We start from the raw sequence: 12,267 nt of genomic DNA on the forward strand, positions 1-12,267 counted from the left end.
ATGACGTACGGCGACATGCTGGCCGCGCAGGGCCTGGTCAAGTCGTACGGCGGGGTCAGGGCCCTGGACGGAGCGGACATCCGGCTGCGGGGTGGGGAGGTGCATGCGCTGGTCGGTGAGAACGGGGCGGGCAAGTCGACGCTCGTGCGGATCCTGTCGGGCACGCTGCGGCCGGACGACGGGACGGTGCGGCTCGCGCAGGAGGCACGGTCGGGTGGAATCGCCGTCGTCTCCCAGGAGTTGAGCCTCTTCCCCGATCTTTCGGTACGGGAGAACCTCTTCCCCCACCGTCCACCGCGGCGCTTCGGGCTGCTCGACCGGAGTGCGATGGACCGCGCCGCGCGCCCCGTACTGGCCGAGTTGGGACTCGCCGTCAAGCCCAGCACGCTGCTGGGTGAACTGCCGCTCGCCGACCAGCAGTTGACGGAGATCGCACGGGCGCTGCTGCGCCGGCCGCGCGTCCTGGTGCTCGACGAGCCGACGTCCGCACTGCCTGCCGCCGCCGTGGACCGCCTCGAACAGGTCCTGCGGACGCTCACCGGGCGCGGCATCGCGATCCTTTACGTCACCCACTTCCTGGAGGAGGTGATGCGCCTCGCGCAGCGCGTGACGGTGCTGCGCGACGGACGGGTCACGCTGGCCGGTGTACGCGGGGAGGACGTCGGCGTGCCGGATCTCGTGACGGCGATGCTGGGCGGGGCACCACAGCAGCCGGTGCGGCGGACGCGTGCCGTGGCCGACGGGCCGCCGCCGGTCGTGCTCTCCGGGGTGTGTGTCCCAGGGCGCCTCGCGGACGTGACCTTCACCGTGCGCGCGGGAGAGGTCGTGGGTGTGGCGGGGCTCCAAGGGGCGGGCCATCTAGACGCGTTGGGGGTGGTGTGCGGGCGTACGACCGTCTCCGTCGGCCGGGTCGACATCGGTGGCCGGGGACTGCCAAGGTCCCTGCGGGACGCGGTCCGGGCGGGCGTGGCCTTCGTACCGAGCGACCGCAAACGGTACGGGCTGATGACCGACCGCACGGTGTGGGAGAACACCACGGCGGTGAGCTGGCTGGCGCTGGGGCGGGGCGGTTTCATGCCCTCGCGCGCCGAACTGGTCCGGCGCACCGGTGACTTGACGGAGCGTCTGCGCCTGCGCGGCGACCCGCACGACGTCGTGGCCCGCCTCTCAGGCGGCAACCAGCAAAAGGTCGTCTTCGCCAAGTGGCTGGCCACCGAGCCCCGCATCGTCGTCCTGGACGACCCCACGCGTGGCGTCGACGTCGGCGTACGGTCCGAAATGCACCGCATCGTAGGCGAGTTGGCGGCCGGCGGTGCCGCCGTGCTCATCGCCTCGACCGACCTGGCCGAGCTGACGGAGGTCTGCGACCGGGTGCTGATCTTCGTACGAGGCCGGACCGTGGAGGAGTTGAGCGGCGCCCGACTGACCGAGCACGAGCTGGCGGTGTCGATGCAGGCGGGCGGGAGGACCGAGCAGTGACCGGTCCGCGGCGGGAGTCGCCATCAATCGGCGTCGGGTGTTGGTCGTCAGAGCCCCGCCCGTGCACCGCTCACGCCGACAGCGCCCGCGTCAACGCTCTCGCCGCCGCGCACACCCGCGCGCCGATGCGTTCCATGTCGAGGCGCCGGGTCCCGCCCGTCACGGAGATGGCGGCGACCGGGCGGCGTTCGCGGGCGTAGACCGGAGCCGCGACGGCGGAGATGCCGATCTCGGCCTCCTCCAGGTTGACGCCGAAGCCGCGGGCGCGGGTCCGTGCCAGGTCACGGGCGAGCTGGCCGGGCAGCACGAGCGTGCGCGGGGTGAGCCTGGGCAGGGAGACGTACGGCGGCCGGGGGTCGTGGGCCAGGAAGACCTTCCCCGTGGCGGTGCAGTGGGCCGGCAGGCGGCCGCCCGTGCGCGAGACGATCGGCGTGGCACGGCGGCCGGTGAGCTTCGCCAGGAAGAGGGTGTCGGGGCCGTCGGGCACGGCCAGGTGCACGTTCTCGCCGGTCGCCGCGTACAGGTCACCGAGGAACGGCAGGGCGATGTCCCGCAGTTCGCGTGCGGACGGTGCCGACTGACCGAGTACGAAGAGGGCGAGCCCGATGCCGTAGCGGCCGTCGGCTCCGCGCTCCACGAGCCCCAGCCGGACCAGCTCGCCAAGCAGCCGGTGCGCGGTCGGTTTGGGCAGCCCCGTGCGCAGCGCGAGTTCGGCCAGGCTCTGCGCGCCCTCGGACTCACCGCAGGCGCGCAGCAGCGCCGCCCCGCGGGCGAGCACCGACTTCGGCACCTGAGGTACTCGAGGCACCTGACTGTCCGTCATGGACCGATGGTCCGGCCCCGGCAGGCGGGTGACAAGGTGCGGGGCCCTGTGAGTCACCGGCCGCCGGTGAACTCGTACGACGAAGTCCGGTGAAGTCGTACGTCGCCCCTGGGCCGCCGCGTCGACCCGCCCTCGCTCTGCCGAAGCGCCACGCCGAGCCGCCTCGCCGACCCGCCGCACCTCCCTCTCACCCTCACTCTCACTCTCACCGAAGCGGCACATCGACCAGCATCGGCCGCGCCAACTCACCCGCACCGCCCACCAGTTCACGTAAGTGATCCGCGCTCTCCGCGCGCACAGCGTCGATGCCGAAGAAGCGGGCGGCCTGTGTGAAGTCGAGTTGCCCCAACTCGGTGCCGGGGCAGGGGCCGTTGCCGCCCATCGCCTCGTAGGTGTTCTGGAGAGTGCGGTACGCGCCGTTGCTCATCACCACGAACAGCACGGGAGCCGCGTACCGCGCCGCGCTCCACAGGCCCTGGAGGCCGAAGAGCGCGCAACCGTCGCCCAGGACCGCGACCACCGGGCGTCCCGGCTCGGCGAGGGCCCGGCCGACCGCGGCGCCGATGCCCCAGCCGAGCCCGCCGCCGACGGTGTGCGTGTAGCTGCCGGGCCGGTCGAGGTGCACGAGCCGACGCAGTAACAGGCCCACGGTGATGGCCTCTTCGACGACGGCGGCACCCGGTGGCAGCCCGCGGGCGACGGCGTGGGCGGCGGCCCACGGGGCGAGGGGCGCGGGCGAGTAGGCGGCCCGGGCGGCGGCCTCCGCACGTTCCCGCTCGACCGTGTGCCGGTCACAGGCACGCAGCACCCGGATCTTCGCCGTGCGCTCGGCAACCCGCTCGTGCAGCAGCTCGGCGAGCCGGTCCAGGGAGGGACGGAGCGCGCCCACAACCCCGTGGTCGGCCGGGAAGTTGCGGCCGATCTCGTCCGGGTCGGAGTCGAGCTGTACGACGGTGATGCCGGGCGGCAGTGCGGGACCGGGGCTGTAGTGGTGCGGTGTGAACGCGTGCGCCCCGGCGATCAGCACGGTGTCGTACGGGGCGAGCGCGGCGCGGATGGCGTCGTGGCGCGGCGGCAGCATCCCGGCGTACAGGGGGTGGGTGGTCGGGAAGTCGAGGTGGTCCGCCATCGGCTGGTGGTACACGGGTGCGCCGCAGGTCTCGGCGGTCCGGACGAGCGCGGCCAGCGCGTCCTCGCGGCCCACTCCGTCCCCGGCGACGATCACAGGCCGGGCGGCGGCGCCGAGCAGGACGGCGGCCCGGTCGAGGCCACCGGCAGGGGTGGGCCTGAGCGGCGGCGTACGGGCCGGGACGTCGACCTCCGTGTCCTCGGCCAGCAGATCCATGGGCACGGACAGGAACACGGGCCCGGCGGGCGGCCGTACGGCGAGTGCGAAGGCGCGGCGCAGCGCGAGCGGGAGGTCGTGGGCGTGCTGGATGTCGTAGGTCGCCTTCACGGCGGGCGCGGCGAGGGCGACGAGGTCCCCGGAGAGCATGGGGTCCTGCTGGAGGTGGCGGCGGTCCTGCTGGCCGGCCATGACCACAAGCGGGGTCCGCGAGCGGCGGGCGTTGAGCAGGCCGATGAGTCCGTTGGCGAGGCCCGCCGCGATGTGGAGGCTGACGAAGGCGGGGCGGCCGGTGGCGCGGGCGTATCCGTCGGCCATGGAGACGACCGCGCCCTCGTGGACGCCGAGGATGTATTCGGGTGCGTCTTCGATGTCCGCGAGGGCTGCCAGGAACGGCAGTTCGGTGGTGCCGGGGTTGCCGAAGACTCGGTCCACGCCCTCGCCTCGCAGGATGTCGAGCAGGGCGTGGGCGGGGCGGCGGCCCATCGTTGGCTCCTCGTGGGGAGGGGGACCTGGGTTCGCCGGTCAGCGTCGGGGGCGCGGGGGTTGGGGGCAAGGGGGGCGTGTCGCTCAGCGGTACGGCGGGCTAATGGGCGGGATTTTTTCGCCCCCGCCGCCCCTACCCATTCCCGTCACTACTCAGGGGCTTCGCCCCCGAACCCCCAAAAGATTGCGCAGTTCCCCGCGCCCCTAAGGTCTTTAGGGGCGCGGGGAACTGCGCGACAAGCCCCCACCGGCCCGCACCCAAAAAACGCACCCCACGGGGTCTGGGGCGGAGCCCCAGAGGGACGGGAATGGGTAGGGGCGGCGGGGGCGGAAAAAGCCCCGGCGCCAACCCCTCACACGTCCCCGAACCGCTCCCCCTTCTCCGCCTTCTCCACCAGCAGCGCCGGAGGCGCGAACCTCTCCCCGTACCGCTCGGCGAGCTCACGCGCGCGTGCCACGAAGCCCGGCAGCCCGCCCTCGTACCCGTTGATGTACTGCAGAACGCCACCCGTCCAGCCAGGAAACCCGATCCCGAAGATGGAACCGATGTTGGCGTCCGCGACGGATGTCAGGACTCCCTCCTCCAGGAGCCGGACGGTGTCCAGCGCCTCGGAGAACAGCATGCGCTCCTGCATGTCCCGGAAGGGAATCTCGGCCTCGGCGGCGCCCGCGCGCGTGAAGTGCTCGCGCAGCCCGGGCCACAGCCCGGCCCGCCTGCCGTCCTCCCCGTACTCGTAGAAGCCCGCGCCACCGCTGCGCCCGGGGCGGCCGAACTCGTCGACCATGCGGTCGATGACCGAGTCGGCGGGGTGCGCCGTCCACGTGCCGCCCGCCTCCTCGACGGCCCGCTTCGACTCGGCGCGGATCTTGCGCGGGAGAGTGAGGGTCAGCTCGTCCATCAAGGAGAGGACCTTGGCGGGGTAGCCGGCCTGGGCGGCGGCCTGCTCGACGGAGGCGGGCTCGATGCCCTCGCCGACCATCGCCACGCCCTCGTTGATGAAGTGCCCGATGACGCGGGAGGTGAAGAAGCCCCGCGAGTCGTTGACGACGATCGGGGTCTTCCTGATCTGCCGTACGAGGTCGAAGGCGCGGGCGAGTGCCTCGTCGCCGGTGCGTTCGCCCTTGATGATCTCGACGAGCGGCATCTTGTCGACGGGCGAGAAGAAGTGCAGTCCGACGAAGTCGACCTGTCGCTCGACGCCTTCGGCGAGCGCGGTGATCGGCAGGGTCGAGGTGTTGGAGCAGAGCAGCGCGTCCGGTTCGACGATGTGCTGGATCTCCTGGAACACCTTGTGCTTGAGCGCGGAGTCCTCGAAGACGGCCTCGATGACGGCGTCGCAGCCTGCCAGGTCCTGAGGGTCGGCGGTCGGCGTGATGCGGGCCAGGAGCGCGTCCGCTTTCTCCTGGGTCGTACGGCCCCGGGAGACGGCCTTGGCGCAGAGCTTCTCGGAGTAGCCCTTGCCCTTCGCCGCCGCCTCGGCCGACACGTCCTTCAGGACGACGTCGATGCCCGCGCGGGCGCAGGAGTACGCGATGCCCGCGCCCATCATCCCGGCGCCCAGGACGGCGACCTTGCGGACCGGGCGCGGTTCGATGCCCCCCGGCCGGTTGGCTCCGGAGTTGACGGCCTGGAGGTCGAAGAAGAAGGCCTGGATCATGTTCTTGGAGGTCTGGCCCGCGGCCAGCTCCACGAAGTAGCGCGCCTCGATGACCTGCGCGGTCTCGAAGTCGACCTGCGAGCCCTCGACGGCGGCCGCGAGGATGTTGCGCGGGGCCGGGTAGGGCGCGCCGTTCGTCTGCTTGCGCAGGTTGGCCGGGAAGGCGGGCAGGTTGGCCGCGAACTTCGGGTTGGACGGGGTGCCGCCCGGGATGCGGTAGCCGGGCTTGTCCCAGGGCTGGCTCGACTCGGGGTTGGCGTCGATGAAGGCGCGGGCCTTGGCGAGCATCTCCTCGCGGGTGGCCGCCACTTCATGGACGAGGCCGTTCTCCAGGGCGCGCTGCGGGCTGTACTGGGTGCCCTGGAGGAGCACTTTCAGGAGCGCGTCGGCGATGCCCAGGAGGCGTACGGTCCTGACGACGCCGCCGCCACCGGGCAGCAGGCCGAGCGTGACCTCGGGGCAGCCGATCTTGGACCCGGGCGCGTCGAGGGCGACGCGGTGGTGGCAGGCCAGCGCGATCTCGAAGCCGCCGCCCAGGGCCGCGCCGTTCATGGCGGCCACGACGGGCTTGCCGAGCGTCTCGATGCGGCGCAGGTCGCGCTTGATGGCGAGGCCTCCGTCGAGGAGCTGCTGGGCGGTCTCGGGGGTGACGCGGATGAGGTCGCGCAGGTCACCGCCCGCGAAGAAGGTCTTCTTGGCGGAGGTGAAGACGATGCCGCGGATGGAGTCGGGGTCGGCCTGGACCGCCGCCTCCAGACGGTCGGCGATCACGGTGAGCGAGTCGCGGAACGCCTGGTTCATGGTGTTCGCGGACTGGGCGGGATCGTCGAGGACCAGGGTGACGACGCCGGTCTCGTCCTGTTCCCAGCGGATGGTGGTGCTCTCGGTCATGAGGGGGTTCTCCGTAGAAGTCCGTTGGAAGTCCGTTGGTCCACTGGGGAGTCAGATGCGCTCGACGATGGTGGCGATGCCCATGCCGCCGCCGACGCAGAGCGTGGCGAGGCCGAACCGCTTGTCCTGGCGCTCCAGTTCGTCGACGAGCGTGCCCAGGATCATCGCGCCGGTGGCGCCGAGCGGGTGGCCGAGGGCGATCGCGCCGCCGTTGACGTTGACCTTGTCCAGGGACAGGCCCATGTCCTTCACGAAGCGCAGGACGACCGCGGCGAAGGCCTCGTTGATCTCGACGAGGTCGATGTCGTCGATGGTCAGCCCGGCCTTGGCGAGTGCCTTGCGGGTGGCGGGCGCGGGCCCGGTGAGCATGATGGTCGGCTCGGAGCCGGAGACGGCCGCGGAGACGATCCGCGCGCGCGGGGTGATGCCGTACCGCTCGCCGACCTCCTTCGAGCCGACGGCGACCAGCGAGGCGCCGTCCACGATGCCGGAGGAGTTGCCGGCGTGGTGGACGTGGTCGATCTTCTCCACCCAGTGGTACTTCTGCAGCGCGACGGCGTCGAAGCCGCCCAGGTCGCCGATATCCGCGAACGACGCCTTGAGCTTGGCGAGCGAGTCGGCGGTCGTTCCCGGGCGCATGTGCTCGTCGTGGTCGAGGACGACGAGTCCGTTGCGGTCCTTCACGGGGACGACGGACTTCTCGAAACGGCCGTCCTTCCAGGCCGCGGCGGCGCGCTCCTGGGACAGGGCCGCGTACTCGTCGACGTCGCGGCGCGAGAAGCCCTCGATGGTGGCGATGAGGTCGGCGCCGATGCCCTGCGGTACGAAGTTGGTGGCGATGTTGGTCATCGGGTCGGCGAACCAGGCGCCGCCGTCGGAGGCCATCGGCACCCGGGACATCGACTCGACGCCGCCCGCGAGGACCAGGTCCTCCCAGCCCGAACGGACCTTCATCGCGGCGAGGTTGACGGCTTCCAGGCCCGACGCACAGAAGCGGTTCTCCTGGACGCCGGCCACCGTGTCGGGCAGTCCGGCGGCGATGGCGGAGATCCGGGCGATGTCGGAGCCCTGGTCGCCGACGGGTCCGACGACGCCGAGCACGATGTCGTCGATGGCGGCCGGGTCGAGCCCCGGGAAGCGGGCCCTGATCTCGTGGATGAGCCCGACGACCAGGTCGACGGGCTTGGTGCCGTGCAGGGCGCCGTTCGCCTTGCCGCGGCCGCGCGGGGTGCGGATCGCGTCGTACACGTACGCTTCGGTGGTCACGCGTGAGCCTTTCGAGGAGAGCCCGCGAGGGCCGGGAGGGTCAGCCGAGCAGGGAGCGGCCGATGATCTCCTTCATGATCTCGGTCGTCCCGCCGTAGATGGTCTGGATGCGGTCGTCGGTGAAGGCCCTGGCGACGCGGTACTCCGTCATGTAGCCGTAGCCTCCGTGCAGTTGGAGACAGCGGTCCGCGACGCGTTTCTGCAGTTCGGTGGCCCACCACTTGGCCATCGAGGCGTGCACCGCGTCGAGTTCGCCGTCCGTGTGGTCGGCTGTGCAACGGTCGACGAACGTCCTGGTGACGGCGCACTCGGTGGCCATCTCGGCTATCTCGAAGCGGATGTGCTGGAGGCGGGACAGCGGCCGCCCGAAGGCCTCGCGCTCCTTGACGTACTCCGTGGTGATCTCCAGCAGGTACTCGGCGGCGGCGATCCCGGCGACGGCGATGTTCAGCCGCTCCTGCGCGAGGTTCGTCATCAAGTGCACGAAGGCGCCGTTGAGCTCGCCCAGCAGGTTCTCCTTGGGGACGCGTACGTCGTGGAAGAACAACTCGGCGGTGTCCTGGGCCTTCTGCCCGATCTTGTCGAGGTTGCGGCCGCGCTCGAAACCGTCCATGCCGCGCTCGACGACGAGCAGGGAGAGGCCCTTGGCGCCTCCCTCGGGGGTCGTCCTCGCCACGACGATCACCAGGTCGGCCAGGATCCCGTTCGAGATGAAGGTCTTGGAGCCGTTGAGCAGCCAGTGGTCGCCCCGGTCCTCGGCGCGCGTCTTGATGCCCTGGAGGTCCGATCCCGCGCCGGGCTCGGTCATGGCGATGGCGGTGATCAGTGAGCCGTCGCAGAAACCGGGCAGCCAGCGCCTCTTCTGCTCCTCGGTGGCGAGGCCCGTCAGATACGGCCCGATGATGTCGTTGTGCAGCCCTAGCGCGAGCCCGGCGGCCCCCGCGCGGGTGAACTCCTCGGCGAGCACGGCGCTGTAGCGGAAGTCGGCGTTGCCCCCGCCTCCGTACTCCTCCGGGACGGCGAGTCCGAGCAAGCCCTGCTTTCCGGCGGCCAGCCAGGCGTCCCGCGAGACGATGCCGTCCTTCTCCCACTGCTCGTAGTGCGGCAGCACCTCTTTGGCGAGGAAGGTCCGGACGGTCTCGCGGAAGGCGTCGTGCTCGGGCGCGAAGATCTGCCGCTTCATTGGGTGCTGCCCTTCGGTTCGCGGTTGCTCTTCGGTTCGCGGTTGCTCTTCGGTTCGCTGTCGCCCACCAACTCACCGCTGCCCACCGGCTCACCGCTGCCATCCAACTCGGCGCTGCCCTCCGGCCCGGCGCTGCCCTTCAGGAGGTCCGGTACGTCCCAGTCGCGGGCCACGTCCGCGGTGTCGGTGCCCGGCATCGCGGGCCCGCTGCGGACGGCCGTGGGGGTGGTGGAGAAGCGTGGTGCGGGCACGGGCTGGGTGATGCCGCTGTGGTCGGTGAAGGTGCCCCGGGCGGCGAGATGCGGATGGTGCGGGGCCTCGCGCAGCGACAGCACCGGCGCCACACAGGCGTCGGAGCCCTCGAAGACCGCGGTCCACTCGTCCCTCGTACGCGTCTTGAAGCGGGCCGCGACCGCCTCGCGGAGGTCGCCCCAGCGGGACACGTCCTTGCGCGCCGAGGCGTACTCCCCCAGGCCGAGCAGCCGCACGAACTCCTCGTAGAACTGGCCCTCCAGCGCGCCCACCGCCATGTACTGGCCGTCGGCCGTCTCGTACGTCCCGTAGTACGGGCAGCCGCCGTCGAGGAGGTTGGCGCCCCGCCGGTCCTGCCAGCCGCCGGCGGCCATCATGCCGTGGATCATCGAGGCGAGGTGGGCCGTGCCGTCCACGATCGCCGCGTCCACGACCTGGCCCGCACCGGTCGCGCGGGCGTGGTGGAGGGCGGCGAGGACGCCGACGACGAGGTAGAGCGAGCCGCCCGCGTAGTCCCCGACGAGGTTCGCGGGGACGGCCGGGGGCTCGCCCGGCGCGCCGATCATGCCGAGGGCGCCGGTCACCGCGATGTACGCGATGTCGTGGCCCGCGCGCGGGGCGAGCGGGCCCTCCTGGCCCCAGCCGGTCATGCGTCCGTAGACGAGCTTCGGGTTGCGGGCGTGGCAGGCCTCGGGGCCGACCCCAAGGCGCTCGGCGACGCCCGGGCGGTAGCCCTCGATGAGGATGTCGGCGCGGTCGGCCAGGTCGAGGACCCGGTCCGCGCCGTCGGGTGCCTTCAGGTCGACGACCACCGAGCGCTTGTTGCGGTTGGTGATGTCGTAGGCGGGCTTGATCGCGAGTCCCCCGCCGTTCGGCCGGTCCACGCGGACGACGTCCGCGCCCAGGTCGGCCAGGAGCATGGCGGCGAACGGGCCGGGCCCGATGCCCGCCAGCTCAACCACGCGCACCCCGGCGAGCGGGCCGTGCCCCGCCGCTCCTGCCGCTGCCATCAAGCCCCCAGCACTGTGACACACCTGATGTAACATCAGTGATGTTAAGAACGTGTTCCACTCCGCACAAGCCCTGGCGAGCAAGCGCTTAGTAGATTCTGGAAGCCAACCAGGAGCTTCAGCGCGCGTCCAGCTCAGCTATGAACCTCTTCGGGGCGATGGTGCGGTAGCTCTCCTCGACCCAGTCGCACAGCAGCTCCGCGGCCGGGGCGCCCTTCTCCTCCAGCGGGACCCTCACCCAGCCCGCCTTGCCCAGGCCGTATCCCGCGGGCTCCGCGCCCGGTGAGGACAGCGCATGGGCGTGCGCCACCTCGTCCCTGAGCTTCACGGTGACGCCCAGCGGATAGCTGCCGTCGGCCACACCCAGGAAGACGAACACCTTCTTGTTGACCTTCGCGACGCTCTCGCTCCAGGGGAACTCCTCGACCGCGCCCGGCAGTCCGAGGGCGAACTCGCGTACTTTCTCCCACTTCTTCAGGGCTGTCTTCGTCGGGGCCACGGCCGCCTCCGGTCCTTTTCGGCCCCTCGCACGGGGTCCTGGTTCGGCTCCTCGTACCTCACGCTAGCCTCAGCCACCGACAACGGCGCGGGCTGGACGGCTGAGAGGTGCCATGAGCAGGCAGGACAGGACGGAGCGCGCGTACGACATCGTGCTCTTCGGAGCCACGGGGTTCGTCGGAGTTCTCACGGCGGAGTACCTCGCCGCGCACGCTCCGAAAGGGCTGCGGTGGGCGATCGCGGCGCGCGACACCGCGAAGCTGGAACGGCTGCGGGAGCGCCTGGCAGCGATCGATCCGGCCTGCGCGAAGCTGCCGCTGCTGCGGGCCGATGTCGCCGATCCGGCGTCCGTGCGGGAACTCGCGGAGCACGCGCGCGTGGTGGCCACGACCGTCGGGCCCTACCTCACGTACGGCGAGGACCTGGTCGCCGCCTGCGCGGAGGCCGGCACCGACTACCTGGACCTCTGCGGAGAGGCCGAGTTCGTCGACCTCATGTACGTGCGGCACGATGCACGCGCGCGTGAGACCGGCGCACGGCTGGTGCACGCCGCCGGCTTCGACTCGATCCCGCACGACCTGGGCGCCTACTTCACCGTGCGTCAGCTGCCCGAAGGGGTGCCGCTGACCGTGGACGGGTTCGTACGCGCCGGGGGCATGTTCTCGGGCGGCACCTTCGCCTCCGCCCTCAACCAGATGTCGCGCGGGCGGCACATGCTCGCCGCGGCGCGGGACCGCAAGCGGCACGAGCCCCGGCTGGTGGGACGGCGGGCGTACGCGCCGCCGAGCGCTCCGCGGTACGCCAAGGAGGTCGGGGCGTGGGCGTTGCCCCTGCCCACTATCGACGCGCAGATCGTGCAGCGGTCCGCGCGGGCGCTGGAGCGGTACGGGCCCGACTTCCGTTACCGGCACTACGCGGCCGTCGAGACGCTGCCGTTCGCGTTGGGCGGGGCGGCGGGGGCCGGGGCGGTCATCGCGGCGGCTCAGGTGCCGCCGGTGCGGCGGTGGCTGTCGGACCGGCTCAAGCCCGGCGACGGGCCCAGCGAGGAGAAGCGGGCGGAGAGTTGGTTCTCCGTGCGGTTCGTCGGTGAGGGGGGTGGGCGGCGGGTGTTCACCGAGGTCTCCGGTGGGGATCCCGGGTACGGGGACACCGCGAAGATGTTGGCCGAGTCCGCGTTGTGTCTTGCGTTCGACGAGCTTCCCTCGGTGTCTGGGCAGGTGACGACCGCTGTTGCCATGGGGGAATCGCTGATTGAGCGGTTGCGGGGGGCTGGGATCAGTTTTCGGGTTGCTGCCACGCGGTAACGCTCCGCGAGGCGCCCCGCGGGCAGCGCCGGATGACTGCTGCGGGCGCGTCGTGGCTTGTCGCGCAGTTCC

At 71.7% G+C, this 12,267-nt stretch carries 9 protein-coding genes; 2 read left to right on the forward strand and 7 right to left on the reverse strand.

Translation table 11 applies throughout. The annotated features are described in order from the left end of the window. Positions 1 to 1,479 carry a sugar ABC transporter ATP-binding protein gene (locus ACIBEI_RS04075; RefSeq protein WP_398884771.1) on the forward strand — a complete coding sequence of 493 codons (1,479 nt, stop codon included), beginning with the start codon at positions 1 to 3 and terminating at the stop codon, positions 1,477 to 1,479. 70 nt (positions 1,480 to 1,549) lie between these two features. On the opposite strand, the gene ACIBEI_RS04080 is transcribed toward ACIBEI_RS04075, so the two are convergent. From ACIBEI_RS04080 to ACIBEI_RS04110, 7 genes are all read right to left on the reverse strand, one after another. Next, complete coding sequence (locus ACIBEI_RS04080) at positions 1,550 to 2,302, reverse strand: IclR family transcriptional regulator (protein ID WP_398884773.1); 753 nt, start codon at positions 2,300 to 2,302, stop codon at positions 1,550 to 1,552. 205 nt (positions 2,303 to 2,507) lie between these two features. Beyond that, the gene (locus ACIBEI_RS04085; RefSeq protein ID WP_398884775.1) at positions 2,508 to 4,133 is read right to left on the reverse strand and encodes a thiamine pyrophosphate-binding protein; all 1,626 of its coding nucleotides are present in this window, start codon (positions 4,131 to 4,133) and stop codon (positions 2,508 to 2,510) included. Between the two features lie 353 nt (positions 4,134 to 4,486). Then, on the reverse strand, positions 4,487 to 6,682 hold the full coding sequence (locus ACIBEI_RS04090; RefSeq protein WP_398884777.1) for a 3-hydroxyacyl-CoA dehydrogenase NAD-binding domain-containing protein: 2,196 nt from the start codon (positions 6,680 to 6,682) through the stop codon (positions 4,487 to 4,489). Positions 6,683 to 6,733: 51 nt separating this feature from the next. After that, on the reverse strand, positions 6,734 to 7,948 hold the full coding sequence (locus ACIBEI_RS04095) for an acetyl-CoA C-acetyltransferase (RefSeq protein ID WP_398884779.1): 1,215 nt from the start codon (positions 7,946 to 7,948) through the stop codon (positions 6,734 to 6,736). 40 nt (positions 7,949 to 7,988) lie between these two features. Continuing rightward, a complete protein-coding gene (locus ACIBEI_RS04100) occupies positions 7,989 to 9,131 on the reverse strand; it encodes an acyl-CoA dehydrogenase family protein (RefSeq protein WP_398884781.1) in 1,143 nt (380 codons plus the stop codon). Then, positions 9,128 to 10,393, reverse strand: coding sequence for a CaiB/BaiF CoA transferase family protein (locus ACIBEI_RS04105; RefSeq protein ID WP_398884783.1), 1,266 nt, complete (start codon positions 10,391 to 10,393; stop codon positions 9,128 to 9,130). Before ACIBEI_RS04105 ends, ACIBEI_RS04100 begins: the two co-directional genes overlap by 4 nt. Positions 10,394 to 10,511: 118 nt before the next feature. Continuing rightward, positions 10,512 to 10,892: an MmcQ/YjbR family DNA-binding protein gene (locus tag ACIBEI_RS04110; protein WP_398884785.1), complete on the reverse strand. Its 381-nt coding sequence runs from the start codon at positions 10,890 to 10,892 to the stop codon at positions 10,512 to 10,514. A gap of 112 nt (positions 10,893 to 11,004) precedes the next feature. Between ACIBEI_RS04110 and ACIBEI_RS04115 the strand changes: the two genes are divergently transcribed. Beyond that, positions 11,005 to 12,195 (forward strand): saccharopine dehydrogenase family protein, encoded by a 1,191-nt coding sequence (locus ACIBEI_RS04115; RefSeq protein WP_398884786.1) that lies wholly within the window; start codon positions 11,005 to 11,007, stop codon positions 12,193 to 12,195. Positions 12,196 to 12,267 lie beyond the last annotated feature (72 nt).

Source organism: Streptomyces sp. NPDC050988 (assembly GCF_044456225.1).
Lineage (GTDB): Bacteria > Actinomycetota > Actinomycetes > Streptomycetales > Streptomycetaceae > Streptomyces.